The organism is Klebsiella sp. 54, from assembly GCF_018223875.1.
Lineage (GTDB): Bacteria > Pseudomonadota > Gammaproteobacteria > Enterobacterales > Enterobacteriaceae > Klebsiella > Klebsiella quasipneumoniae.
Genome location: NZ_JAGRRA010000002.1, coordinates 1608934 through 1632534, shown reverse-complemented (window position 1 = coordinate 1632534; position 23601 = coordinate 1608934). Strand labels below are relative to the sequence as shown.

Here is a 23601-nt window from a genome sequence, read left to right as displayed (position 1 = left end):
CCGTACATGCCAGGAAAATTTGCAATGAAAATTCTCCATCTTGATTCCAGCATCAACCATGAGTTTTCAGTAACCCGCCAGTTGTCGGCTGAAATAGTAAGGCAACTGGTGGCAACCGGTCAGGGGCATCAGCTGACTTATCGGGATCTTGTTAAAGACGAAATCAGTCATCTGACCGGGGAGATCGCTTCAGGTTTCAGGTCTGTATCGGAACGGCCGATTGCTACACCCCTTCTGGCATCTGAGCAGCAAATATCAGACGCTCTGGTCTCGGAGTTTCTTGAAAGCGAGATGATTGTTGTCGGCGCGCCAATGTACAACTTTTCTGTATCCAGCCAGCTGAAGGCCTGGATGGACAGAATTGCTCAGCCAGGGAAAACCTTCAGCTATACCCCAGCTGGGCCCGTTGGACTTGCGGGGGGCAAAAAAGTCATCATCGCCTCAGCGCGGGGCGGTTTTTATGCCGGTACGGGACTGGAAGATATGGATTTTCAGGAACAGTTCCTGCGCAAGTTTCTGGGCTTCCTGGGCATCTCGTGTGTTGAATTTGTCCGTGCTGAAGGTGTGTCGAAAGGTGAGGACGTAAAACTCAGAGAAATTTCCCGTGCTTTGTCTTTAATTCCACAGGCCATTAATGCGATTTTTGCCGCTAAGGAATGAACCATGCTGTACGCCGTTACACTGACTTACCTGACACAACCCGATGCAATTTCTGCTCATCTTGACGCACATAAGCAATGGCTGGTCAGGGGTTTTAAAGAAGGCAAAATCCTTTTTGCTGGCCCCCTCAGCAATCATGCCGGCGGCTACATACTTTTTAAAGGAGACAATGCAAGTGAAATTCAACACTGTCTTCAGGATGACCCCTTCATCATGCATAACATTGCCGATGCAGAAATAATGGGTATTGAGCCAGCGCTATGTGCGCAGGGATTCCCTGAGAAATGGGCAGAGAAAGCCCGTTTCATTTGACTATTAATCGCTGTAAAGTGCCCTGCATCCTGTGAAATGACTCCGTAACAGTTATTTAGAGGGCACTTTCTCTTATCATTTTTATGTCCGCTCCTCGTTCATAGCGGACCTTCAACTCAGGAAGCTTGTCCGCTCTGTGCCAGGAGCGGACATTAAAATCAAAACCGACGGCAAGCTCACCAGCATGACATTATGCTTGCGCTGCTTTGTAACGTGCCTCCAGCTTATCCAAAAAGCCAAAAAGTACTTGGTTCATTTCGCTATAATCGTGCGCCCGGAGCGCTTCAGGCGTGTCAACGAAACGATATTCTGCTGCACGGCTCAGGTCTTTCTCAGAATGAGCGATCAGCCGCTCTACAACGTCCAATGTGAGCTCCATGTGGCACTGGAAACCAAAGACGCGGTCAGAATAGGCAACGATCTGCCGCGGACAGCCTTCGCTGTAAGCAATAATTTTGGCCTCTGGCGTCAAACCCGGCATATCGTTATGCCAATGACCCACTGCCAGTGTTTTCCCAAAGTGAGAGAACATCTCATCCTTCCTGCCGTCTTCGGTCAATGTGATCGGGAATTTACCAATCTCTTTTTCCGGGCTATGAGAGAACGGTGCGCCCAGCGCTTCACCGATTAGCTGTGAACCCAGGCAAATACCGATCACCGCCTTACCGGTTTTAACCGCGGAAGCAATCAGCGTCTGTTCCGCTTTAGCATTAAAGTGCGGGCACGCTTCAAGCGTTGTGTCCGGATCTTGCGGACCGCCCATAACGATAAGAAAATCGATGCCTTCGGCGTCAGCAGGTAGCCGATCGCCTGCATAGACGCGTGAGTAAGTTACATCATGACCCTGGTTTATTGCCCAGGTTGCATATGCGCCCGGGGCTTCAAAACTTTCATGTACGATAAAGTGTACGCGCATGAGGTTAAGCTCCTGTAATATCTTTGATGATCAGAATGATAAGTCACGCACCCATTGCCTAAGGCTCTTCTCCGGGTGGTTCCAGTTTCGATATGATAATGGCAGGGGCTAAATCTGAAATGCCAGGTAGTATAGATAAAGCGCCAAGACATGATGAGGCCACAGGCTGGTCCAGTACTGCGATAAGCTATCAACGCGGCGAGGCAGATCCTCCCCATCATCATGTTGAGGGGCAGCTACTCTTCGCCACCAGAGGGGTTATGCTGGTGCAAACAGAGAGCGACCGTTGGGTGATCCCTCCTCAGCGGGCATTATGGTTACCGCCTCTGCATATCCATAGTTACCATCTGCTTTCACAAACCGATCTCAGGGCGATCTATTTCAGCAGTAGCCTTATCGCAGAATGTACGAGCTTTACGAAGAGTCAGCAGGTGCATGTGATCACGGCTACGCCGTTAGTCAAAGAGCTTATCGCTGGGCTGTTCAGTGAGGACTACGCCAGACCGATTCAACGGAAGATAGCTTTGTTGCTTCTGGAAATTCTCAGCGAGGCTCCACCTTTAACGATGGCGCTACCCATGCCGAATGATGAGCGATTATTTAGCGCGGCCAGATCGCTACTGGTCAATCAGCGCTGGGAAGCATCGCTAAGCGAGCTGGCTTTTATGTCGGCCATGTCGGAACGGACCTTTTCCCGCTTGTTTATGAAGGATACAGGCTTTAGTTTTAGAACATGGAAGCAGAGAGCCAGAATTTGCGCTTCGTTGGATCTTCTTGCGAACGGCATTCCAATCAAACAGGTCGCTTACCAGCTTGGTTTCTCATGCCCGGCAGCCTTTACCGCTGCTTTTCGCTGCATTTTGGGGGCAACGCCGCGCGATTATGTGCCTTAAACCGGGAAACCCTCAAAGCGGTCTTTGAGACTGTCATGGGCATATTACCAGACGCAGAAACCCTGCGAGGGTAGGCGTATCCCGCCTTTGCTGTTGAGAAAGGTAGTTTAATTTGCACCCGACACACTCTCATTGATTAAAGCACGGAGTGGAGATTACTGCGGTCCACAGTTCTGACAAACCGTGAAAGAGAAGGCCTGCGTCAAGAAAAAAGGTGTCGCGATACGTTATGAAATTACCTTATGACAGACCTTGCGGTGATTTACGGCACCGGGTGGATTCCGGACGCTGTGAACCGACTCATTGCTACGAAGCCTGATTCTGCTGTACCTCAGGCCATATGATAGCCTGCACAACAATCACATACCGCCCATTAGTGCGTCCAGGGGAGTACACCCGGGCCCTTGACGTCCCCTGTGTGCCAAAAGCGGAAGTAGGCTGAAGATAAATTAGCATTGCTGTTAGTCGTGGGTTCTGCAGATGGGTAGAAATTGATAACTTAGGATGCAAGTTCGTCCCGCTCTTTCTGCAGTTTTCATCGAGGGGATATTCTCCGGAATAATTGTGCCCATATACAAAGATAGTTCAGAATCGGAATGAGTTAATAATCGGTACAGCAGGCGTTGCGCTCGGGCTGACAATGATCGACCACGAAAAGCAGGAAGTATTACTTTGTCAGTAATACGATATCCTCGCAGAAAAGCGATGTTTCCTTTCTGGCATATTAGCAACCCGGCGCGAACGTCGTTTTCATAGATAATATATACTTCTCTCTCAGAAATATGGTCACACAACTCTTCGTCATCAACTGCTACCAAATTGTTTGCAGAAAGTTCGCGAACTGTCTGCCATGTATGCTTATAGGCATCGCCCAGAGCCTGACAACACCAGTCAAAATCTTCGTATGTCGCCACTTGCAAAGTAAGAGATTTATCATTGAATTCAGGGGGTTCAGAAAAAGAGGGGCGTATATATACTGGTCGGGAATACCCTGCGGGAAGGACTGGCCGGGTACAAGAATGCGAACATACTGAGCTCTGAGTTGTGACCATTCCTTACTAATGAGTTCTAATGCAGTATGATTTAGGTCAGAACCCATACCTACAATATCAATAAAAGGTTTGTTAATATTTCCGCCCTGATAACGGGGGCCAGTAAGAAATTGCTTTCCATCAATTTTGAGTTTTCGTTGTAAAAAATATTCCTGACATAATCCAGTTTCTCTCCAGGGAAATCGCGCCGAGAAACTTCTGTCTGTACACATCGATTCCTGCTCTGACAACCATTGTTTTAGCCATGAACGTAGGGTAAATTCAGGCACAGGTAGCCTGGCATATTGAGATAGCATGTAAGATAGCATAAAAAATATTTCGCCCTTGGATGTAAAAATGTTCTTTATAAACAAATTAGAATAGCTCTACTCTCATTTTATTACCAATTATAGCTGGCACGTCCGCTCCTTGCTCAATGCGAACCTTTAGCTCGATAGCTTGTCCGCTCCGCGCCAGAAGCGAACAGTGTTATCAGTGGCGATTGATAAAAACGTCAGCCCGTTGACCTTGTCTCACAGCACCTCAACCACTTCAAATTCTTCTGCGATCAACTCCATATCCTCAGAAAAATGACCTTCGGAGCTGAAAAATCTCTGATGCTCTTTCTTCCAGTATTCAAGGCTTAAATCGCCTTCACCTTCTTTGCGGGCGAATGCTTCAGTCACATCACAAAAACGAACCAGCTGCATCGAAATCAGTCTGATCACGCAAACTGGAACATTCTGGCCATCAAGAATAATGTGATAACTCCCAATTCTCGGGGCAGTTTTTTCCTGCTGGTAAGAGGCAAAAGATCCGCAAGAGGCCGTTTTTATCCCTTTTTTGATCAGGTCAGCAAGCTCGTTAGCCAGCTCCGGACTGTCACCCATTTGCCAGGCATCTGCGCCGGGATACTTCTTTTTTATTTCCTCAACCTCAACCATGAAAATCCCTTCGTTATCGTCAATGAAAAGAAATGGCATACCTTTTTAACATGAGCGGTCCCAACATTATCAGCGATATCTTTCTTTAGATAGTGTGGTCCGTTTTTCGCTCAAAACGGACCTTAAGGGCATTGAACGCGTTTGCTCTGCGCCAGAAACGGCAGTTAACTTCAAGACGAACCATAAAGTCGCCTGTCTTATTCAGACTGCCAGTAAAGCGGTGAACCGAACGCGTCGATGTAGTAATCGATAATCGCCCGCACGTTCAGCGGAGGGTGGCGGGCATTCGGATAGATTGCCGCGATATGCTGTGGCTCCGTTTTTATGGACCTATCCAGCTCCGGCAGCAGTTCGATAAGTTCGCCGCTCTTTAGCCGGTCTCCAATCAGCCAGTCAGGAAACAGCACAATCCCCATCCCTCCGAGTGCGGCAATCAGCAGGGTTTCAGCATTATTCGATGACATCAGGGGTGAGACAGGGTAGTGCACCCATTCCTCTCCGTGCCGGCGCAGCAGCCATTGGTTTGGTCCTGACGAACCGCGGTAGACCAGGCATTTATGCCGGGCGAGCTCTTCGGGCGATCCCAGCATGCCGTGCCGGCGGATATAATCCGGTGACGCGGCAAGATGATAGCACTGCTGGCCAAACACGCGCGCATGAAATGCGGAATCCGTCAGCACGCCAATCCGGAAAATCACGTCAGCCGGCTCACGGTGCGGATCGATGTAATCATCAGTCAGCGTAAGCTCAATGCTGAGCTTCGGATATCGCTCCGTCAGGCCCGGTAACGCGGGTGCGACATGGCGCTGTCCAAAGAATACGGGTGCGTTTATGCGGACCATTCCGGAAGGCTCAAGCGTTCTCTCGTTGAGTTCCCGCCGCGCCTCCTCCATGCTGCCAGTCATCGCTCGCGCATAGCGGATAAAAAGATGGCCGCTTTCCGTCGGGATTATCGCCCGGGTATTGCGGTAAAAAAGCTGCTGGCCGAGCACATCCTCCATCTGATGGATGACCCGCGATACCTGAGAGGCCGATATCCCTTCCCGCCGGGCCACCACAGAGAAATTCTGCGTCTCATAGACGTCTATAAAAATCAGCAGGGCGCGAATACTGATGTTCCCAAGCTCATTCATTAATGCATATCCTGCACAGGTGTTTATCTCATTATGGCATTTTTCTCATCCATATTAAGCCGTAATCTCCTCCGCCTGGACTACTGGAGATGATTGCTATGCAGCTAATATTGATTTTCATCGTCATTGCCGGAGGCATGGGACTGTCCATAGAGGCAGGATTGCTCGGACCATTGGGTGGGGAGGTCGGTGACCTCTGGGCGACCTTCAGCATATTCGGCGTGGGCGCGGCGCTGACCTTTCTGCTGATGCTTTTTTTCAGCCCGCGCAACAGTCCGTCGTTCTTTGCGCAACCAGCGTGGCAGCTGCTTGGCGGCGTGCTTGGGCCGATTTACGTCATCATCCTGACCGTAGTAACGCCGGCAATCGGCATCGCCATGACGATGATCGGCATCCTGGCAGGCCAGGTGTTCAAGAGCCTGATTATTGATCACTTCGGTCTGCTCGGTACGTCACGCAGGAAAATTGACAGTAAACGTATCATTGCGCTGATTTTCATCATTGCAGCGCTGGTTATGGTTGCACAGGGGTAAAGTAACATTATGACTATTATCATGATTCTGCTCGCCGTTGCCGGTGGCGCCATGCTGAGTATCCAGGCGGCTATCAATGGCCAGCTGGGCAGCAAGGTTGGCGTATTCAAAAGCGCGTTCCTGACATTTTCTGTCGGCGCCCTGGTGACGGGGCTGCTGATCTTTTTCTTCGAACCCAAACACACCCTGACGCTGATGGACGTGCCTAAATGGCAACTGCTGGGCGCAATGTTTGGTGTGCCTTATATCGTTATTATGGTACTGGCCGTCCAGCGTATTGGCGCGGCAGTGGCTACGGTCGCTGTCATTTTTGGTCAGTTGACCATGAGCATGCTGATCGATAACTTCGGCTGGCTTGGCAATGCGTCGATTCCATTCTCGCTGAGCCGAATCGGCGCCATTGTCTGCCTGGGTATCGCGCTGTTCTTCATTTACTCCAGCAGCAGGGCAAAAGCTGCCACGGCGAAAATCCCCCGCCAGCCATCGCCGGGGGGGAGCTGACGATTATTCCCAGCGTTTCAGCAGCAGGCTGGCGTTAACGCCGCCAAAGCCAAAACCGTTCGACAGCGCATAGCGCATCTTCTGCGGGCGGGCCTGCAGCGCCACCAGATTCATGCCTGCCGCCTCTTCATCGAGGTGATGCAGGTTCAGCGTCGGCGGCACCACCTGGTCACGCAGCGCCTGAATGGTGAAGATGGCCTCAATCCCGCCGGCCGCGCCTAACAGATGGCCGGTGGCGGATTTCGTCGAGGTAATGGCGACCGGATGCGCGCCAAACAGCGTTTTAATCGCCGCCAGCTCACCTTTATCACCGACCTGCGTCGAGGTAGCGTGGGCGTTAATATGGTCAACCTCTTCGATGGTTACCCCGGCCTGGCGAAGGGCAGTTTCCATGGCCCGACGCGCGCCGTTCCCGTCTTCCGGGCCTGCGGTCAGGTGATAAGCATCTGCGCTGGTGCCGTAGCCGACCAGCTCGGCCAGCGGCGTAGCGCCGCGCGCCAGCGCGTGCTCCAGCGACTCGATCACGATAACCCCCGCGCCTTCTCCCATCACAAATCCATCGCGGTCGCGGTCAAAGGGGCGGGAAGCGGCTTCCGGCTGGTCGCTGGAGGCGCAGGACAGCGCCCTTGCCGCGGCAAACCCGGCCAGGCTAACGCGATGAATTGCCGCTTCCGCGCCGCCGCAGAGGGCAATATCCGCCTCGCCGCTGCGGATCATCCGCGCCGCATCGCCAATGGCCTGGGCACCCGCTGCGCAGGCGGTGACCGGCGCGCCGATGGGGCCCCGGAAGCCGTGAGCGATAGACACATGCCCGGCGGCCAGGTTGGCCAGAAAAGAGGGGATAGTGAACGGCGAGAGGCGACGCGGCCCGCGTTCATCGGTGGTATGTACCGCATTGGCGATCTCGCTGAAGCCGCCGATCCCGGTGGCGATCACCGTGGCGGTACGTTCCTGTTCGGCCGCAGATGCTGGCGACCAGCCGGCCTGGGTCAGCGCTTCACGGGCGGCGACCAGCGCAAACTCGATAAAGCGATCCATCTTTTTGCGCTCTTTCGCCGGGATGGTCGCCAGCGGGTCGAAGCCGTGCAGCGGATCGCTTTCAATGGACGGCACCTGGCCGGCCACTTTGCAGGGAATATCCGCGACCAGCTGCTCGCTGATTCTGGTGATCCCTGACTTTCCTGCCAGCAGCGACTGCCAGACGTGCTGTACGCCGCAGCCCAGCGGGCTGACAATCCCCATCCCGGTGACGACAATGCGTTTAACGGAAACGCCCATAGTTTACTCTCCTGTAGTATCAGTGTGCCGGCGGCTTTTTCATCAAGGGAACCAGCATCGCGGCAAGCAAAAAACCCATCATGATGAGGTAGAAAGCATCGGAAAAGGCCTGGGTTCGCGCCTCCCGCAGCGCCAGCGCGGAAAGATTTTTCAGCGCCGCCGTCTGCGCGGCATCCGGCGAGATCCCCTGCGTGGCGAAGTTTGCTGCGCTGCGCTGAACAAAATCGCTCATTGCCAGGTTGGCGTTATTCAGATGGTCCGCCAGGCGGTTGTAGTGCAAATTGGTTCTGTCGTTAAGCACTGTGCCGCACAGGGCGATGCCGATGGCGCCCCCGAGGTTGCGCATCAGATTAAACAGCCCGGAGGCCAACTTCAGGCGCGCAGGCGGCAGGCTGCCCAGCGTCAGGGTCACCGTTGGCGCGACGGCAAACTGCTGCGCCAGTCCGCGAAAAGCCTGCGGGAGCAGCAACTGGTCCGCCCCCCAGTCATGGGTTATCGGGACGAAGCTGTACATCGATACCGCAAAACCGATCAGCCCGGCCATCAGCAGCCAGCGCAGGTCAACGCGGTTGGCGAGCCACGAATAAAACGGAATAGACATGACCTGGAACAAGCCGGTGGAAAATACCGCCAGGCCGATCTCCAGCGCGCTGAAACCGCGCACGCTACCGAGATACAGCGGAGTTAAATAGATGGTGGCGAAGATGCCGACGCCGGCCATAAACGAGAAATAGCAGCCGAGGCTGAAAGTTCGGTCCTGCAGGGCCCGCAGATCCATCACCGGCTGCGGATGGCGGAGGGTGCGGATAACAAAAGCCACGCCGCAGAGCAGGGCGACCCAGGCGGTGGTCGTCAGGGTCGCGTCATCAAACCAGCCCCAGCGAGGACCTTCTTCGAGGGTATATTCCAGGCAGCCGAGGGACACGGCCAGCAGCAGAATACTGAGATAGTCGGCGCCGCGCAGCAGAGTGGGGTCGGCGCTGTCTACTTTCACCAGCAGCGGCACTGCCACCGCGATGTAAATCCCCGGAACAACGTTGATAAAGAACAGCCAGTGCCAGTTGTAGTTTTCGGTGATCCAGCCGCCCACCGTCGGGCCCAGCGTCGGGGCGAGGGAGGCCAGGCCGCCGATTGTCGCCGCGGCAATGACCCGCTGTTTGCCCTGAAAAAAGGCGAAAGCGGTGGTGAACACCAGGGGGATCATCGACCCGCCCGCCAGCCCCTGCAGGGCGCGGAAGGCGATCATACTCTGGATGTTCCACGCCCAGCCGCACAGCAGGCTCATCAGCGTGAAGCCCGCCGCGGAGGCGGCAAACAGCCAGCGGGTCGACATGACCCGGGCCAGCCAGCCGGAAAGCGGGATAATAATGATCTCGGCGATCAGGTAGCTGGTTTGTACCCAGACGGTCTCATCGTCGCCTGCCGACAGGCCACCGCCGATATCCCGCAGCGAGGCGGAGACAATCTGGATGTCGATAAGGGCGATAAACATCCCCACGCACATGCTGGCGAAGGCAAAGATTTTCTTCGCCGTCGGCATCGACAGACTTTGCGGGGCGGACAGCGCCTGAGCGGTGCTCATCGAGGGCTCTTTTCGTTCACGGTGACGATCACCGACAGTCCCGGGCGCAGGACGTCAAGCTTTGCCCCGTCACCTTCCAGCGCAATGCGGACCGGCACCCGCTGCACGATTTTAGTGAAATTCCCGGTCGCGTTCTCCGCCGGCAGAATGCTGAAGCGTGAGCCGGTCGCCGGCGCCAGGCTGGCGACATGGCCCTTAAAGGTATGGTTCGGCAGCACATCGGCGACGATGGTCACCGCCTGGCCGGCGCGCATATGCGCCAGCTGGTTTTCCTTAAAGTTGGCGTCAATCCACAGGCCGTGCGCGGGCACCAGGGAGAGCAGCTGCGTGCCGCTGCTGACGAAGGAGCCGGACCACGCGCGGCGGTTGCCAATCACCCCATCGAACGGCGCGCGAATATCGGTATAGCTGAGGTTCAGCCTGGCCATCTCGAGGTTAGCCTGGGCCTGCGCCAGGGCAGCCAGGGTTTGCTGCTGGCGAGCATCCAGCACCGCCATCTGACGTTCGGCCACGGTTTTATCCGCTTTGGCTTTCTCCTGCTCGGCATGCGCCCGGCGATAATCGGCGGAGGCGTTATCGCGGATCTGTGCGGAAATCGCGCTCGACGCGGCCAGGGCGTTATAGCGTCGGTTGTCGTTAGCCAGTTTTTCGGTTGCCGCCGTGGCGGCCAGTAACGAGGCCGTAGAGCCGGCAATGGTCGCCTGCTGTAGCTGGCGGGTAGCCTGGATATCGGCCAGCGCGGCCTGCTGCGCCGCCACTTCTCCGGCGGCTTTCGCGAGGGCGGCGCGGTAATCGCGGTCGTCAATGCGGATCAACAGGTCACCTTTTTTCACCGCCATATTGTCCTGCACCGCCAGCTGCTGGATATAGCCGGAGACTTTGCTGGAGATGGCGCTAATGTCGCCGCCAACATAGGCGTCATCGGTGGTCTGCAGAAAACGTCCGGTTTGCCACCAGTACGCGCCGTAGCTCGCTGCCGCCAGAACGGCGGAGAGGGCCGCCAGGACGAGGACGCTTTTCTTACTGGCCAGCTTCATGGTTGGCATCTCTGTAGGGTTCAGGCTGGAATTTTTGCCCGCTATCGCCTTCGCGTTTGCGCAGCAGATATTCATGACGATATTGCATCAGCGGCGAGGCGGCGGGGCCCGGCACCATGGCGTATTTACCCGGGATAATCTCTTCCCCGGTTGCTTTATCCACCATGACTGGCTCCACGCGGCGCTGGGTGGCGGTTTCCACCAGCTGCATCTGACGGCCTTCGGGAGCGAAGTGGCGGTTACCCCATTCCGCCAGCGCCAGCAGCACCATACGAAAATCGCGACCGCGTTGCGTAAGGTGGTATTCGTAGCGCGGCGGGGTGCTGCTGTAGCACACCTTCTCCAGCAGGCCGTCGTCGACCAGCGCCTTCAGGCGGCGCGACAGAATATTGGGCGCGACGTTGCTGCTTTTCTGGAACTCGTCAAAGCGGGTAAAGCCCGCGAAGGCATCGCGCAGGATCATGATGCTCCAGCTGTCGCCGATGCGGCCCAGGCTGCGGGCGATGGGGCAGGGAGCGTGGCAAAGCGGTTCATTTTTCATGGGCTGTCCAGTAACCAAGTGGCTTTTGCCAGCAAATTGACATAGTAACTATCAAAATGCAAGTGACTATTCATGGCAGCCAGAGGAGAAGCCGCTGCCGTTCCGCTACGTCGTTTCTCCCTTTGAACAGTCTCCGCCGCCTTATATCTGCCTGACCGTAATAAGAGATAACTATCGCTGATGGCAGATGAAACATTTTAATAATGATAAAAATCGATGTGCTGGGTAATGACCTTTATTGGGGGATACGATATAAGGTATGGCGACACTCAAATTAACATTCTCATAACTTTTTAAGGTTAAATAAATGAAGCAGGTGGGTATTGTTGGCTGGCGGGGCATGGTTGGCTCAGTATTGTTGCAGCGCATGATCGAAGAAAATGATTTCGACGATATTTCAGCGCATTTTTTTAGTACCTCCAGTGCGGGTGCCGCTGGTCCGGTTATTAAAGGTAAAAGCGACAAACTGAAAGATGCGAATTCCCTTAGCGCCCTCGCCGAAATGGATATTATTATAACCTGTCAGGGCGGGGATTATACCAAAGCCATCTATCCTGCGTTAATTAACTCTGGCTGGCAAGGGTACTGGATTGACGCCGCTTCGGCGCTGCGGATGGATGACAACGCCTGCATTATTCTCGACCCGGTCAACCGCGATAATATCGATCGCGCGGTGAAAGCGGGTATGAAACTGTTTGTCGGCGGCAACTGCTCCATCACGCTGAGCCTGATGGGGCTGGCCGGGCTGATCAAGGCTGACCTGATTGAATGGATGAGCGTGATGACCTATCAGTCTGCCTCCGGGGCGGGCGCCAAACAGGTGCGGGAATTCATCGCGCAAAGCGCGTATATCAGTCAGCATTTATCTGCGGATGAACTGACGGCATCAGGTTCCGTGCTGCCTTTAGTCAATAAAGTGAGTGAGTTGATTAATAGCGCCGGCATGCCGGTGGAGAATTTTGGCGTCCCGCTGATGGGCAGCATCATTCCGTGGATCGACAGCGATCTTGGCGATGGAAACAGCCGCGAAGAATGGAAGGGCGAGGCGGAAACCAATAAAATTCTTGGCCTTGCGCCCGGCACCATTCCGGTCAATGGCTTATGTATTCGGGTCGGCGTAATCCGCTGCCACAGCGCTGCCATTACCCTTAAACTGAAACGTGAGGTCAGCGAAGCGGAATTTGCTGAGTTAGTGACCCATTCCCATCCGTGGGTAAACTATATCCCCAATAATAAGCAAGAGAGTGTCAGTAAATTGACCCCGGCTGCTATTAGCGGCTCGCTGCAGGTGGGTATTGGTCGCTACAAGAAAATGTCGCTAAATAATGAACCGATTTATTCAGTATTGACGGTGGGCGATCAGCTGTTATGGGGCGCGGCGGAACCTTTACGCCGCATGTTAAATATCCTGCTGGGCAAAGTGTAACTGATATTATCCGGACAAAAAGCACCTGCCTCAGGTGCTTTTGTTATATCCGGAAGGCACCCGGGCTGCATTACCGCAATATTAACGAACATGTTGCTGTTCATGCGCCGCAATCGCTCCGTTTAAAGACTTCTTGGCGGCTAAGACAAACGTTTAACGAAGCGTTTGCGGACTTCCTTATAGCCGTTAGTTTCATAAAATTGATGCGCTCTGGTTCTGTTTTCACTGCTTGAAAGCTCAATATGAGCGCATTGTTTATCGCGGGCGAGGCGCTCTGCGGCATGGAGAAGCTGGTGGCCTATCCCTGAACCCCGTGACGATTCCTCTATCACCAGCGCGGAAATTAATGCCCACAATCGGTTTTCATGTACCGGTAAGATAAAATTGATAACGACCACGCCACACACGGTGTTTTCTGCTTCAGCCACCAGCGTATGCATCATACTTTGGGGTTCAGTAATGCGTTGCGCTAAGATCGCCGTCTCCGTCTGATAGCCCAGCTGCAGAAATAGCGTTTTCAGCGCGGGGATATCTTTTGATTCAGCAGCCCTGATTAACACCATGACCATCGTCTCCTCACGTATTGATACCGGGCGGGTGCGGGCCGGTGGATAGCCACATTCCCCCGGCCCGCGTCAGTGTATGCCTCTCAGTCCATCAGACTGACCTGGGCGGCGACAATCCGCCAGCCGTAGGGAAAGCGCACCCACGTTTGCTGCTGACGCCCAAGGCGCGCGCTGCCTTCGCGGGTAAACTCGGTGCTGCATACCGCCATGTCCGCGCCAAAGGTGGTGATGGTGGTATGGCGCAGGTCGCGGGCCAGACCGGCGGCGGGGCGGGCGGCGCGAAAGGCGCGGATCGCCTCAATGCCATACAGATTTTCGCCGGCCCCCAGCCGCACGGTGCGCGGATCGTGCCAGAACAACGCGTCCAGCGCCTCGATGTTATTGCTGACCAGCGCCTCTTCATACTGATAAAACGCCGCCGTCACCTCGGCGAGGATCGCCGGGCGGTCTACATTGTCCAGATTGATCATGCTGCACTCTCCGCCACTCGGGCATCGGTAACGCCCATCGCTTCCAGCGCCCGCGCGGCGCGAAGACAGGCTTGTTCGTTAAACGGCGCGGCTATCAGCTGCAGGCCAATCGGCTTGCCGCTGGCGGTACGCAGGGGCACGGTCACCACCGGCAGCCCGAGGAAGGAGATCGGCTGGGTCAGCATACCCATGCTGGCGCGCACCGGCAGCGGCTGGCCGTTAATCACCATCTCCTCCGCGCCAATCGGCGTGGCGCTGCATGGAGTGGCCGGGGCAATCAGCACGTCGGCCTGACTGAACAGAGATTTCATCGCCTGACGGGCATGACGGCGGAAGCGCTGGGCCTGCAGATACCACGCCGAGGGGATCATCGCCCCGGCCAGCAGCCGCTCGCGGGAGTGGGGTTCAAAGCGCTCGGGCGAGTGGCGAAGATCCGGCAGATACTGATTGCCGCCTTCGCTGGCGCTGATGATAAAGGCCGCCGAGCGGGCCAGGGCGGCATCCGCGAACTGCAGCTCGCTGTCGGCGCCCAGCGCGTGGGCGACCCGATCCACGGCCGCCCGGGCGTCGTCATCGCACCAGGTGGTGAAATAGCCCCCCAGCCGCGCGCAGCGCAGCCCCTCCAGTCCGCGCTCCAGCAGGTTGCCGGTGCGCTCGCTGGCTTTATCGGCCTGAAAGTCATCGGCCGGGTCGCGCCCCTGCAGGGCGTCATACACCGCGGCGAGGTCGGCCACCCGGCGGGCAAAGGGACCAATATGATCCAGACTGGCGACAAACGGATGGCTGCCGGAGCGGGAGAGGCGGCCGAAGGTGGGTTTCAGGCCAAAGATCCCGCACAGCGACGCAGGGACGCGAATCGAGCCGTTGGTGTCGCTGCCGAGGCTGAAATGGACCAGTCCGGCGGCCACCGCTGCGGCCGAACCGCCGGAGGAACCGCCGGCGATCCGCGTCAGATCGTGCGGGTTACGCGTCGCGCCATAGTGGCTGTTTTCGGTGGTGAAGCCGTAGGCGTAGGCATCCATATTGAGCATCCCGCTGAGCAGGGCGCCGGCGCTGTGCAGCTGGCGCACCGCCCAGCTGTCGCTGGCGGCCGGCGGCCGGTCGCTCAGCAGCTCCGCCCCGGCGAGGGTGGTGTGCCCGGCGACATCAAACAGATTTTTCACCGCATAGGGAATGCCAGCCAGCGGCGGCAAGGGGCGCTTTTCCCGGCGCAGGGCGTCGATGCTGTCGGCCTCCGCCAGCATGCGCTGGGCGGTGACCTCGGTCCAGGCGTTGATCTGCGGATTAACGCGGGCGATATCGTCCAGCGTCTGGCAGGCGATCTCCCGGGCGCTCAGTTCGCCATCGTGCAGCGCACGCTGGATCTCGGCGATGGTGAAATGGTGAAGTGTCATGCTTTATACACCCCCGCAATGTCGTCGCGCGGCCCGAGCGGATAGTCCATCAGCGGCTGCGCCATAGCGGCGATGCGGGCAAACTGGCGCTCCAGCTCCTCGCGGCGCGGCGCATCCAGCTCCATATCAAAAAGGTGAGTCATCTGCGTCAGATACTCGCTCCAGTCAGGCTGTGTGGTCATGGTCTGCTCCTTAGTATCCGGCGGCGGCGCCGTTGCTGCGTGGATCGGTAGCCCCTTCAAGCAGGCCGTTGGGATGGCGGACAATGGCCCCGGCGTGGCCCATCGCTTCGCTGAAATCGGCCAGCACTTCCACCTCGTGCCCCAGATCGCGCAGACGCGCGATGCAGGCGGGGGCAAAGCGTCCCTCCAGCTTCAGTGAATCCGAGGACTGCCCCCAGGTGCGGCCCAGCAGCCAGCGTGGCCGTGAGATGCTCTCCTGCAGCGGCGCCCCCTGCAGGATATAGCGAGTAAACAGCGCCGCCTGGGTCTGTGGCTGACCGTCGCCGCCCATCGAGCCATAGACCATCACCCGGCCATCGTTCAGGCGCGCGGCGGCAGGGTTGAGGGTGTGGAATGGCTGTTTGCCAGGGGCCAGCGCCAGGAGATGCTGCGGATCGAGGCTGAAGGCCGCCCCGCGGTTTTGCCAGACGATCCCGGTGTCCGGGATCACCACGCCGCTGCCGAACTCGTGATAGATACTCTGAATAAACGACACTGCCAGTCCGCTGTTATCCACGACGCCCATCCAGACGGTATCGCCCGGGCCTTTACCGCCGCCCCAGGGGGAAGCGCTGGCGTCGTCGATGCTGTCGGCCAGCGGCTGCAGGGCTTCCGGGGTGAGCAACTGCTGTACATCCACATCCAGATGGCGCGGATCGGTGATATGCGCATCGCGCAGGGCAAACGCCCGCTTGGTGGCTTCGACGATACGGTGCACCGTTTGCGCCTCGTCGGCGTCGGCCATCTTCAGACGGTCGGTAATGCCAAGGATCGCCAGCGATACCAGCCCCTGCGTGGGTGGGGCAAGATTCCACAGCGTTCCCTGCTGGTGCTGGAGCGTCAGCGGCGCCGGACGCCGGGCGCGGTGGGCCTGCAGGTCGCCGAGGGTGACAGGCATCCCCAGCGCGGCCATCCCCTGGGCGAGACGTTCAGCCAGCGGACCGCGATAGAAACTGTCGAGACCGTCGCTGGCCAGCATGCGCAGGGTACCGGCGAGGGCGGGCTGGCGGAAGCGGCTGCCGGGCCGCGGGGCCTCGCCCGCGACCAGCCAGGTTTCGCTGAAGCCCGGCTGATGGCGCAGCTCTTCCAGTTTGCTGGCGGTGGCGTGGGCCTGCGAGGCGGTGACCGGAATGCCGTCTTCGGCATAACCGATCGCATCGGCCAGCAGGCGCGCCACCGGCAGCGCGCGGCCGGTTAAGTCCCGAGAAATACGCAGCGCCTCGTCCCAGCCGCTAACGGTGCCGGCGACGGTCAGCGCGGCCTGCGGCCCCCGGTGGGGGATATGCCGCTGACCGGCATAGGCCTCGAGGGTGGCCAGCGACCCGGCCGCACCGCTGGCGTCAATGGCGATGGGATCCCCCCCGGGAGGCACGATCAGCCAGAAACCATCCCCGCCCAGGCCGTTCATGTGCGGATAGACGACGGCGATGGCTGCGGCGGCAGCCACCATCGCTTCAATGGCGCTGCCGCCCTCGCGCAGGATGGCCAGCGCGCTCTGGCTGGCGAGGTGGTGAGGAGCGACCGCCATGCCGTGGGTCGAAACGTTGCTACTGTGCATAAATTATCCTTTCTGAACGAATCACTCGCAGAACACTGCAAAAGCTGTTCCAGCTCTGAACGTTTCGTTTCATTGATAAAAACAATGACCGGAATTTTCCCGCTGGCACGCTATGTGTAAGGCATAGCAGATACAGTATGATGAGGGATGGATGATGAAACGAAAGTTACAGGGGCGCTATGCAACAACTCGATGAACGACTGAAAGGGCAATACGCCTCGCTGTCGCCGCAGGAGCAGCGGGTGGCGGATTTCATCTTTGACCACTTTGATGACCTGATAAGCTACAACAGCGCCGAGCTGGCGCAGCTGAGCGGCGTGTCGAAAGCCACCGTCAGCCGGCTGTTCAAGCGCCTGGGCTATGACAAATATAAGGACATGCGCGATGAACTGCGCACCCTGCGCCAGAGCGGAATGCCGCTGACCGACCAGCGCGACGCGGTGCAGGGTAACACGCTGCTGGCGCGTCATTATAAGCAGGAGATGGCGAACCTCACCCAATGGGTCAATGCCCTTGACGCTCACCAGTTCGCCGAGGCGCTGACGGCGATGGTGGCCGCGCGCCGCATTGTGGTGATTGGCATGCGCAATGCCTATCCGGCGGCGCTGCACCTGCGCCAGCAGCTGCTGCAGGCTCGCGGTCAGGTGCTGGTGCTGCCCCAGCCGGGGCAGAGCCTCAGCGAAGAGCTGGTCGACCTGACCGCCGATGACCTGGTGGTGATGATGGCATTTCGCCGGCGGCCGCGGATCGTGCGCCCGCTGCTGCAGCAGCTGCAGCGCGACGGGGTGCCGGTTCTGTTAATGTGCGAGCCGCAGGCCCACAGCCTGTTCCCGCTCTCCCGCTGGCAGCTCTGCGCGCCGCTGGACAGCGTCTCGGCTTACGACAGCTATGCCTCGGTCAACAGTCTGATCAATCTGCTGGCCAATGCCTTTCTGCATGAAACGCTCGACAGCGGTCGTCCGCGGATCCACGATATCGCTACGCTTTATCAGCAGCTGGACGAGCTGGAACAACGCTGATGGGGCGCCAGCGTGGTGCTGTGCATCAATATGGTGCATTTGGTTCCGCGTTCTGGCGCCGTCGATTTTTACTCTTCTGCTCCTTACTGCCTGTCCGTTCTCACTTTTTGCCTTAATTCCTCGCCAACCCGCGCATCGACCGTATCTGGCACATTAGTTGCAAAAACAGATTCAAAGAATCTTTTGTTTCATGCTAACGTAACGGGTAAACATCATGAAGAAACTGTTGATCGCACTGGCCGGGGCCGCTTGTCTCCTTTCGTCTGTTTCTGCTGCGCAGGCTGACCAGCTCCAGGATATTGAAAAACGCGGCGTCATCCGCATTGCCGTGCCCCAGGATTTTCCGCCGTTCGGCTCGGTGGGGACCGACCTGCAGCCGCAGGGGTATGACATCGATATGGCGCGCTATCTGGCGAAGTCGATGAAGCTCAAGCTGCAGCTGGTCCCGGTGACCAGCGCCAACCGCGTGCCGTATCTGCAGACCGATAAGGTGGACCTGGTGATCTCCAGCCTCGGCAAGAACGCCGAGCGCGAGAAAGTGATCGACTTCAGCCGCGCCTACGCCCCGTTCTTCCTCGGGGTGTTTGGCCCGAAAGGGGCGGAGCTGAAGGACGCGGCCGCGCTGAGCGGTAAAAGCATCGGCGTGACCCGTGGGGCGGTGGAAGATATGGTGCTGACCAGCGTGGCGCCGCAGGCGGCGCAGATTAAGCGCTACGAGGACAATAACACCACGCTGTCGGCCTATCTGTCGGGCCAGGTGCAGTATGTCGCCACCGGTAACCTGGTGGTGGCGGCCATCTCCCGGCAGAACGCTGACAAAGCGCCGGTGCCGAGCTTTATGCTGAAGGACTCGCCGTGCTTTATCGGGCTGAAAAAGAACGAACCGGCGCTGAAGGAGAAAGTGGATACCCTGATCGAGCAGGGCATTAAGGACGGCACCCTCAACGGTTTGTCTGAGAAGTGGCTGAAAGCGCCGCTGCCTGCCAGCCTCGGCGCGTAAGGTCTGTGGATGACGGAGCAACTTCATTTTTCTGAGCTCTGGCCGCACTGGCCGGAGCTGCTGGCCGGTCTGTGGGTGACGGTGCAGCTGACGGTGCTGGCGACGATCGGCGGACTGGCGATTGGGATCCTCGGGGCGGCGATCCGCAGCGGCCGCCCGGGCGTCCTCAGCCGGATCTGGGGCGGATATGTGGAAATCATCCGTAACACGCCGTTCGTGGTGCAGCTCTTTTTTATCGTTTTTGGTTTACCGAACCTGGGTCTGAAGATGACCGCCGGCGAAGCGGCGCTGCTGGCGATGGTGGTTAATCTTGGGGCTTACAGCACCGAGATCGTGCGCGCCGGCATCCAGGTGACGCCGAAAGGCCAGTGGGAGGCCGGACGCGTGCTCGGGCTCAGCCGGACGCAAACTTTCGTTCGCGTGGTACTGCCCCCGGCGCTGCAGCGGATTTATCCGGCGCTGGTTAGCCAGTGCATCATCGTGATGCTCGGCTCGTCGGTGGTGTCGCAGGTCTCCTATGAGGAGCTGACCTTCGCCGCCAACCTGATCCAGTCGCGGACGTTTTTGAGCTTTGAGGTCTATCTGGTGACCACCGGGATCTACTTAGCGTTATCGATAGCGATGCGCCAGCTGCTGATGGCGGCGGGGCGTAAATGGCTGGGGGTGCAGGCATGATGACCACCTTTACCGACTGGGACATTATCCGCAACCTGCTGCTGGCCGGTCGCTGGACGGTGCTGCTGTCGCTGGTCGCGTTCACCGGCGGGGCGCTGGTGACCTTACCGCTGCTGCTGCTGCGCCTGACCGGCGGACGGCAGGTGAAACGGCTGATCCGCGGCTACGTTGAACTGTTTCAGGGGACGCCGCTGCTGATGCAGCTGTTTCTGGCATTTTTCGGCGTAGCGCTGTTCGGCATCGACGTCTCGGCATGGACCGCGGCGTCGGTGGCTCTGACGCTTTATACCAGCGCCTTTCTGCTGGATATCTGGTTCGGCAGCATTCGCGCGCTGCCGAAAGGCCAGTGGGAAGCTTCGCGCTGTCTCGGGCTGAGCTTCGGCCAGACCCTGTACCGGGTGGTGGCGCCGCAGGCGCTGCGCATCGCCATCGCGCCGACGGTGGGGTTCGCCGTGCAGGTGATCAAAGGCACGGCGCTGGCATCGATTATTGGCTTTGTGGAGCTGACCAAGGCAGGAACCATGCTGACCAACGTCACTTACCAGCCGTTTAAAGTGTTTGCCCTGGTGGCGCTGGGCTATTTCATTCTGTGCTATCCGCTGTCCCGCTACAGCCGTTATCTGGAGAACAAATTCAATGCCTCTCATCACCATTAATCAGATGCAGAAGTACTACGGCGACAACCATGTGCTGAAGGGCGTCGATCTGGATATCGACATGGGGGAAGTGATCTCGATCATCGGCCGCAGCGGCTCGGGCAAAAGCACCCTGCTGCGCTGCATCAATGGTCTGGAGGGGTACCAGGAGGGGAGCATCAAGCTCGGGGGCATGACCATCACCGACCGCGATTCCCAGGCCCGGGAGATCAGCCGCTCCATCGGCATGGTGTTTCAGAACTTCAATCTCTTTCCGCACATGACGGCGCTGGAGAACGTCATGCTGGCCCCGCGGCGGGTGCTGAAGAAGTCTCAGGCCGAATGTCGCGAGCTGGCGCAGCGGATGCTGGAGAAGGTCGGTCTTGGCGATCGTCTGGATTACTATCCGGCCAACCTCTCCGGCGGCCAGCAGCAGCGCGTGGCCATCGCCCGGGCGCTGGCCATGTCGCCAAAAGTTTTACTCTGTGACGAAATCACTTCGGCGCTCGACCCGGAACTGGTGGGCGAAGTGCTGAAGGTGCTGGAGCAGCTGGCGGCGGAAGGCATGACGCTGATCCTCGTCACCCATGAAATGAATTTTGCCCGCGAAGTGGGCGACCGCGTGGTGTTTATGCATCAGGGGCGCGTCTGGGAGCAGGGCGACAGCAAAACGCTGTTCGCCAGTCCGCAGACAACCGAACTGAAACAGTTTATCTCCTCGGTGCGCGGTCTTAACTAACGTAAGGAATGGCAGATGGATATCACTCAGTTTTCGCAAATTAACCCGCCGCAGCGCCTGCTGATGGGCCCGGGGCCGATCAACGCCGACCCGCGCGTGCTGCGCGCCATGGCGAGCCAGCTGGTGGGTCAGTACGATCCGGCGATGACCCACTACATGAATGAAGTCATGGCGCTCTACCGCGGCGTGTTTCGCACCGAAAACCGCTGGACGATGCTGGTGGACGGTACCTCCCGCGCCGGTATCGAAGCGATCCTGGTGTCGGCGATCCGGCCGGGCGACAAGGTGCTGGTGCCGGTGTTCGGCCGGTTTGGTCATCTGCTGTGCGAGATTGCGCGCCGCTGCCGGGCAGAAGTACACACTATCGAGGTGCCGTGGGGGGAAGTCTTTACCCCGGACCAGGTTGAAGACGCGATCAAGCGCGTGCGACCGCGCCTGCTGCTCACCGTGCAGGGCGATACCTCGACCACCATGCTGCAGCCGCTGGCGGAGCTGGGAGAGATTTGTCGTCGCCACGATGTGCTGTTCTATACCGACGCCACCGCGTCGCTCGGCGGCAACCCGCTGGAAACCGACGCCTGGCAGCTGGACGCGGTGTCCGCCGGGATGCAGAAGTGCCTGGGCGGCCCCTCCGGCACCTCACCCATCACCCTCAGCCCACGGATGGAAGAGGTCATCCGCCGCCGCCGCTGCATTGAGCAGGGGATCCGCACCGATGCCCACCACGATGGCGTCGACGAGATGATCTACTCCAACTATTTCGATCTCGGCATGGTGATGGATTACTGGGGGCCGGAGCGCCTTAACCACCATACCGAAGCGACCTCGGCGCTGTTCGCCGCCCGGGAGTGCGCGCGCCTGATCCTTCAGGAGGGACTCGACAACGGCATCGCCCGCCACAAGCTGCACGGCGATGCGCTGCTGAAAGGGATCCAGGCGATGGGGCTCGAGACCTTTGGCGACCTGCGGCACAAAATGAATAACGTGCTGGGGGTGGTGATCCCCAACGGGATCAACGGCGATCAGGTGCGGAAGCTGATGCTGGAAGATTTCGGCATTGAGATTGGCACCTCGTTCGGCCCGCTGCACGGTAAAGTCTGGCGCATTGGCACCATGGGCTATAACGCACGTAAAGACTGTGTGATGCAGACGCTCAGCGCGCTGGAGGCGGTGCTGAACTACCTCAAGTTCACCACCACCCAGGGCGCGGCGATGCAGGCGGCCTGGGATCACTACCGCAACGAGGCCACCCTATGAGTGATACCGTCCGCCAGCTGGCGGAGAGAGAGGCGGCCGCCAGCCGGGTGATGGCGCGCGCCGACCAGCTGGCCGCCCTCAGCGAAACCGCCGACGCCCTGACCCGGGTCTATCTGTCGCCGGAGCATCTGCAGGCCAACCAGCTGGTGGGCCAGTGGATGCAGGCCGCCGGCATGATGGTATGGCAGGACAGCGTCGGTAATATCTGCGGTCGCTATGAAGGCGTGCAGGAGGGCGCGCCGGCGGTGCTGCTGGGCTCTCATCTCGACACCGTGCGCAACGCCGGGCGCTACGACGGCATGCTGGGCGTACTGGCGGCGATTGAGGTGGTCCAGCGTCTGCACCAGCAGGGGCGACGGCTGGCGAAGGCTATCGAGATCGTCGGCTTTGGCGATGAAGAGGGCACCCGCTTCGGCATCACCCTGTTGGGCAGCCGCGGCGTTACCGGCACCTGGCCCGAAAGCTGGCTGTCACAGTGCGATGCCGACGGGGTGAGCGTCGCCCAGGCGCTGGTGAATGCCGGACTCGATCCGGCGCGGATCGCCCATGCCGCCCGCAACCCGCAGGATATCGCCGCCTATCTCGAACTGCATATCGAGCAGGGGCCGTGCCTGGAGCAGGCGGGCCTGGCGCTCGGCGTGGTGGAGGCGATTAACGGCGCCCGCCGCCTGACCTGCCGCTTTACCGGCGAAGCCGGCCATGCCGGCACGGTGCCGATGCTTCATCGTAAGGACGCGCTCGCCGCGGCGGCGGAATGGATGGTGCAGGTGGAAAGCCTGACCCGGCAGCGCGGCGGCAACCTGGTGGCGACGGTCGGCACCCTGCGCTGTGCGCCGGGCGCGGTGAATGTGATTCCGGGCGAGGTGCAGCTGACGCTGGATATTCGCGGCCCGCAGGATGCACCGCTTGCGGCGCTGCTGGAAGAGCTGCTGGCGCAGGCGCAGGCCATTGCCGGGCGCCGCCAGCTGAGCTTCACCGCCGAGGAGTATTACCGTATCGCCGCCACCGCCTGCGACAGTCAACTGCAGGCGGTTCTGAGCGAGGCGGTGACGGCGGTGCAGGGGCGTTCACTGACGCTGCCGAGCGGAGCAGGGCATGACGCCATCGCCATCGCCGAGCGCTGGCCATCGGCCATGCTGTTTGTGCGCTGCCTGGGGGGCGTCAGCCATCACCCGGCGGAGTCGGTCACCGCCGCCGACGTCGGGCTGGCTATCGACGCGTTCTCCTGGGCGGTAGAGAAGGTAGCTGACGCCTGATCGCGCCGGTTACCGTGCCCCGGC

The 23601-nt window shown here is 58.7% G+C and carries 25 protein-coding genes and 2 pseudogenes; 13 read left to right on the top strand and 14 right to left on the bottom strand.

The window, feature by feature from the left end; translation table 11 throughout:
- Nucleotides 1-24: 24 nt before the first annotated feature.
- On the top strand, nucleotides 25-660 hold the full coding sequence (locus KHQ24_RS09545; protein WP_017900256.1) for an FMN-dependent NADH-azoreductase: 636 nt from the start codon (nucleotides 25-27) through the stop codon (nucleotides 658-660).
- A 3-nt stretch (nucleotides 661-663) separates the two neighbouring features.
- Nucleotides 664-972 carry a YciI family protein gene (locus KHQ24_RS09540; protein ID WP_017900257.1) on the top strand — a complete coding sequence of 103 codons (309 nt, stop codon included), beginning with the start codon at nucleotides 664-666 and terminating at the stop codon, nucleotides 970-972.
- A gap of 190 nt (nucleotides 973-1162) precedes the next feature.
- Here the strand turns inward: KHQ24_RS09540 and KHQ24_RS09535 are convergent, their stop codons facing one another.
- Nucleotides 1163-1888: a type 1 glutamine amidotransferase gene (locus KHQ24_RS09535; RefSeq protein ID WP_048294885.1), complete on the bottom strand. Its 726-nt coding sequence runs from the start codon at nucleotides 1886-1888 to the stop codon at nucleotides 1163-1165.
- 92 nt (nucleotides 1889-1980) lie between these two features.
- Here KHQ24_RS09535 and KHQ24_RS09530 point away from each other — a divergent pair, with 92 nt between their 5' ends.
- Complete coding sequence (locus KHQ24_RS09530; RefSeq protein WP_170928056.1) at nucleotides 1981-2781, top strand: AraC family transcriptional regulator; 801 nt, start codon at nucleotides 1981-1983, stop codon at nucleotides 2779-2781.
- Nucleotides 2782-3242: 461 nt separating this feature from the next.
- On the opposite strand, the pseudogene KHQ24_RS09525 reads toward KHQ24_RS09530, so the two are convergent.
- The 3 genes and pseudogenes from KHQ24_RS09525 to KHQ24_RS09515 all read right to left on the bottom strand — a co-directional run bounded on the left by KHQ24_RS09525 (nucleotide 3243) and on the right by KHQ24_RS09515 (nucleotide 5889).
- A pseudogene (locus KHQ24_RS09525) lies at nucleotides 3243-4141 on the bottom strand (hypothetical protein).
- A gap of 204 nt (nucleotides 4142-4345) precedes the next feature.
- Nucleotides 4346-4702, bottom strand: coding sequence for an ASCH domain-containing protein (locus tag KHQ24_RS09520; protein ID WP_074186510.1), 357 nt, complete (start codon nucleotides 4700-4702; stop codon nucleotides 4346-4348).
- Between the two features lie 251 nt (nucleotides 4703-4953).
- The gene (locus KHQ24_RS09515) at nucleotides 4954-5889 is read right to left on the bottom strand and encodes a LysR family transcriptional regulator (RefSeq protein WP_002905496.1); all 936 of its coding nucleotides are present in this window, start codon (nucleotides 5887-5889) and stop codon (nucleotides 4954-4956) included.
- Between the two features lie 98 nt (nucleotides 5890-5987).
- Between KHQ24_RS09515 and KHQ24_RS09510 the strand changes: the two genes are divergently transcribed.
- Nucleotides 5988-6422: a DMT family transporter gene (locus KHQ24_RS09510; protein WP_004151877.1), complete on the top strand. Its 435-nt coding sequence runs from the start codon at nucleotides 5988-5990 to the stop codon at nucleotides 6420-6422.
- 9 nt (nucleotides 6423-6431) lie between these two features.
- Entirely contained in the window at nucleotides 6432-6923 is a 492-nt protein-coding gene (locus KHQ24_RS09505; RefSeq protein ID WP_002905492.1) for a DMT family transporter, read from the top strand.
- Nucleotides 6924-6926: 3 nt separating this feature from the next.
- Here KHQ24_RS09505 and fabF read toward each other — a convergent pair whose 3' ends face one another.
- From fabF to KHQ24_RS09480, 5 genes and pseudogenes are all read right to left on the bottom strand, one after another.
- Nucleotides 6927-8201 carry a beta-ketoacyl-ACP synthase II gene (gene fabF, locus KHQ24_RS09500; protein WP_211777245.1) on the bottom strand — a complete coding sequence of 425 codons (1275 nt, stop codon included), beginning with the start codon at nucleotides 8199-8201 and terminating at the stop codon, nucleotides 6927-6929.
- Nucleotides 8202-8220: 19 nt separating this feature from the next.
- Nucleotides 8221-9783: a DHA2 family efflux MFS transporter permease subunit gene (locus KHQ24_RS09495; protein WP_049093216.1), complete on the bottom strand. Its 1563-nt coding sequence runs from the start codon at nucleotides 9781-9783 to the stop codon at nucleotides 8221-8223.
- On the bottom strand, nucleotides 9780-10820 hold the full coding sequence (locus KHQ24_RS09490; protein WP_017900267.1) for an HlyD family secretion protein: 1041 nt from the start codon (nucleotides 10818-10820) through the stop codon (nucleotides 9780-9782). The genes KHQ24_RS09495 and KHQ24_RS09490 overlap by 4 nt, the downstream gene beginning before the upstream one ends.
- On the bottom strand, nucleotides 10804-11361 hold the full coding sequence (locus KHQ24_RS09485; protein ID WP_053810366.1) for a winged helix-turn-helix transcriptional regulator: 558 nt from the start codon (nucleotides 11359-11361) through the stop codon (nucleotides 10804-10806). The genes KHQ24_RS09490 and KHQ24_RS09485 overlap by 17 nt, the downstream gene beginning before the upstream one ends.
- Nucleotides 11358-11477: pseudogene (locus KHQ24_RS09480) on the bottom strand (hypothetical protein); the annotation flags it as partial. The pseudogene KHQ24_RS09480 and the gene KHQ24_RS09485, both read right to left, overlap by 4 nt.
- Before the next feature lie 191 nt (nucleotides 11478-11668).
- Between KHQ24_RS09480 and asd the strand changes: the two are divergent.
- A complete protein-coding gene (gene asd / locus KHQ24_RS09475) occupies nucleotides 11669-12787 on the top strand; it encodes an aspartate-semialdehyde dehydrogenase (protein ID WP_211777244.1) in 1119 nt (372 codons plus the stop codon).
- 140 nt (nucleotides 12788-12927) lie between these two features.
- On the opposite strand, the gene KHQ24_RS09470 is transcribed toward asd, so the two are convergent.
- The 5 genes from KHQ24_RS09470 to hpxW form a co-directional block, all read right to left on the bottom strand.
- Nucleotides 12928-13350, bottom strand: coding sequence for a GNAT family N-acetyltransferase (locus KHQ24_RS09470; protein ID WP_064150661.1), 423 nt, complete (start codon nucleotides 13348-13350; stop codon nucleotides 12928-12930).
- A gap of 86 nt (nucleotides 13351-13436) precedes the next feature.
- A complete protein-coding gene (gene hpxZ, locus KHQ24_RS09465) occupies nucleotides 13437-13823 on the bottom strand; it encodes an oxalurate catabolism protein HpxZ (protein WP_002905421.1) in 387 nt (128 codons plus the stop codon).
- Nucleotides 13820-15217 carry an AtzE family amidohydrolase gene (locus KHQ24_RS09460; protein ID WP_004205828.1) on the bottom strand — a complete coding sequence of 466 codons (1398 nt, stop codon included), beginning with the start codon at nucleotides 15215-15217 and terminating at the stop codon, nucleotides 13820-13822. Before KHQ24_RS09460 ends, hpxZ begins: the two co-directional genes overlap by 4 nt.
- Nucleotides 15214-15399 (bottom strand): oxalurate catabolism protein HpxX, encoded by a 186-nt coding sequence (gene hpxX / locus KHQ24_RS09455; protein WP_004205830.1) that lies wholly within the window; start codon nucleotides 15397-15399, stop codon nucleotides 15214-15216. The genes KHQ24_RS09460 and hpxX overlap by 4 nt, the downstream gene beginning before the upstream one ends.
- Nucleotides 15400-15409: 10 nt before the next feature.
- Nucleotides 15410-16996 carry an oxamate amidohydrolase gene (gene hpxW / locus KHQ24_RS09450; RefSeq protein WP_146410877.1) on the bottom strand — a complete coding sequence of 529 codons (1587 nt, stop codon included), beginning with the start codon at nucleotides 16994-16996 and terminating at the stop codon, nucleotides 15410-15412.
- Nucleotides 16997-17175: 179 nt separating this feature from the next.
- On the opposite strand from hpxW, the gene hpxU reads away from it, so the two are divergent.
- The 7 genes from hpxU to hpxK all read left to right on the top strand — a co-directional run bounded on the left by hpxU (nucleotide 17176) and on the right by hpxK (nucleotide 23577).
- Entirely contained in the window at nucleotides 17176-18015 is an 840-nt protein-coding gene (gene hpxU, locus KHQ24_RS09445; protein ID WP_023289756.1) for a MurR/RpiR family transcriptional regulator HpxU, read from the top strand.
- A 214-nt stretch (nucleotides 18016-18229) separates the two neighbouring features.
- Nucleotides 18230-19015, top strand: a complete 786-nt coding sequence (locus KHQ24_RS09440; protein ID WP_012968181.1) for a transporter substrate-binding domain-containing protein — start codon at nucleotides 18230-18232, stop codon at nucleotides 19013-19015.
- A 9-nt stretch (nucleotides 19016-19024) separates the two neighbouring features.
- A complete protein-coding gene (locus KHQ24_RS09435; RefSeq protein ID WP_002905296.1) occupies nucleotides 19025-19690 on the top strand; it encodes an amino acid ABC transporter permease in 666 nt (221 codons plus the stop codon).
- Complete coding sequence (locus KHQ24_RS09430) at nucleotides 19690-20346, top strand: amino acid ABC transporter permease (protein ID WP_002905295.1); 657 nt, start codon at nucleotides 19690-19692, stop codon at nucleotides 20344-20346. The genes KHQ24_RS09435 and KHQ24_RS09430 overlap by 1 nt, the downstream gene beginning before the upstream one ends.
- Nucleotides 20327-21064: an amino acid ABC transporter ATP-binding protein gene (locus KHQ24_RS09425; RefSeq protein ID WP_002905293.1), complete on the top strand. Its 738-nt coding sequence runs from the start codon at nucleotides 20327-20329 to the stop codon at nucleotides 21062-21064. Before KHQ24_RS09430 ends, KHQ24_RS09425 begins: the two co-directional genes overlap by 20 nt.
- Before the next feature lie 15 nt (nucleotides 21065-21079).
- Nucleotides 21080-22321 carry a pyridoxal-phosphate-dependent aminotransferase family protein gene (locus tag KHQ24_RS09420; protein ID WP_043519588.1) on the top strand — a complete coding sequence of 414 codons (1242 nt, stop codon included), beginning with the start codon at nucleotides 21080-21082 and terminating at the stop codon, nucleotides 22319-22321.
- Nucleotides 22318-23577, top strand: a complete 1260-nt coding sequence (gene hpxK / locus KHQ24_RS09415) for an allantoate amidohydrolase (protein ID WP_043519587.1) — start codon at nucleotides 22318-22320, stop codon at nucleotides 23575-23577. The genes KHQ24_RS09420 and hpxK overlap by 4 nt, the downstream gene beginning before the upstream one ends.
- Nucleotides 23578-23601 lie beyond the last annotated feature (24 nt).

Bases quoted from the DNA above. Each gene is read 5' to 3' on its own strand.
- KHQ24_RS09470 (WP_064150661.1), bottom strand. From the start codon at position 13,350: ATGGTGTTAATCAGGGCTGCTGAATCAAAAGATATCCCCGCGCTGAAA.
- KHQ24_RS09485 (WP_053810366.1), bottom strand. From the start codon at position 11,361: ATGAAAAATGAACCGCTTTGCCACGCTCCCTGCCCCATCGCCCGCAGC.
- KHQ24_RS09435 (WP_002905296.1), top strand. From the start codon at position 19,025: ATGACGGAGCAACTTCATTTTTCTGAGCTCTGGCCGCACTGGCCGGAG.
- KHQ24_RS09460 (WP_004205828.1), bottom strand. From the start codon at position 15,217: ATGACACTTCACCATTTCACCATCGCCGAGATCCAGCGTGCGCTGCAC.
- KHQ24_RS09440 (WP_012968181.1), top strand. From the start codon at position 18,230: ATGAAGAAACTGTTGATCGCACTGGCCGGGGCCGCTTGTCTCCTTTCG.
- KHQ24_RS09490 (WP_017900267.1), bottom strand. From the start codon at position 10,820: ATGAAGCTGGCCAGTAAGAAAAGCGTCCTCGTCCTGGCGGCCCTCTCC.
- KHQ24_RS09505 (WP_002905492.1), top strand. From the start codon at position 6,432: ATGACTATTATCATGATTCTGCTCGCCGTTGCCGGTGGCGCCATGCTG.
- KHQ24_RS09510 (WP_004151877.1), top strand. From the start codon at position 5,988: ATGCAGCTAATATTGATTTTCATCGTCATTGCCGGAGGCATGGGACTG.
- KHQ24_RS09420 (WP_043519588.1), top strand. From the start codon at position 21,080: ATGGATATCACTCAGTTTTCGCAAATTAACCCGCCGCAGCGCCTGCTG.
- KHQ24_RS09530 (WP_170928056.1), top strand. From the start codon at position 1,981: ATGATAATGGCAGGGGCTAAATCTGAAATGCCAGGTAGTATAGATAAA.
- KHQ24_RS09425 (WP_002905293.1), top strand. From the start codon at position 20,327: ATGCCTCTCATCACCATTAATCAGATGCAGAAGTACTACGGCGACAAC.
- fabF (WP_211777245.1), bottom strand. From the start codon at position 8,201: ATGGGCGTTTCCGTTAAACGCATTGTCGTCACCGGGATGGGGATTGTC.
- hpxK (WP_043519587.1), top strand. From the start codon at position 22,318: ATGAGTGATACCGTCCGCCAGCTGGCGGAGAGAGAGGCGGCCGCCAGC.
- KHQ24_RS09540 (WP_017900257.1), top strand. From the start codon at position 664: ATGCTGTACGCCGTTACACTGACTTACCTGACACAACCCGATGCAATT.
- KHQ24_RS09535 (WP_048294885.1), bottom strand. From the start codon at position 1,888: ATGCGCGTACACTTTATCGTACATGAAAGTTTTGAAGCCCCGGGCGCA.
- KHQ24_RS09430 (WP_002905295.1), top strand. From the start codon at position 19,690: ATGACCACCTTTACCGACTGGGACATTATCCGCAACCTGCTGCTGGCC.
- hpxW (WP_146410877.1), bottom strand. From the start codon at position 16,996: ATGCACAGTAGCAACGTTTCGACCCACGGCATGGCGGTCGCTCCTCAC.
- KHQ24_RS09520 (WP_074186510.1), bottom strand. From the start codon at position 4,702: ATGGGTGACAGTCCGGAGCTGGCTAACGAGCTTGCTGACCTGATCAAA.
- KHQ24_RS09545 (WP_017900256.1), top strand. From the start codon at position 25: ATGAAAATTCTCCATCTTGATTCCAGCATCAACCATGAGTTTTCAGTA.
- hpxX (WP_004205830.1), bottom strand. From the start codon at position 15,399: ATGACCACACAGCCTGACTGGAGCGAGTATCTGACGCAGATGACTCAC.
- hpxU (WP_023289756.1), top strand. From the start codon at position 17,176: ATGCAACAACTCGATGAACGACTGAAAGGGCAATACGCCTCGCTGTCG.
- KHQ24_RS09515 (WP_002905496.1), bottom strand. From the start codon at position 5,889: ATGAATGAGCTTGGGAACATCAGTATTCGCGCCCTGCTGATTTTTATA.
- asd (WP_211777244.1), top strand. From the start codon at position 11,669: ATGAAGCAGGTGGGTATTGTTGGCTGGCGGGGCATGGTTGGCTCAGTA.
- KHQ24_RS09495 (WP_049093216.1), bottom strand. From the start codon at position 9,783: ATGAGCACCGCTCAGGCGCTGTCCGCCCCGCAAAGTCTGTCGATGCCG.
- hpxZ (WP_002905421.1), bottom strand. From the start codon at position 13,823: ATGATCAATCTGGACAATGTAGACCGCCCGGCGATCCTCGCCGAGGTG.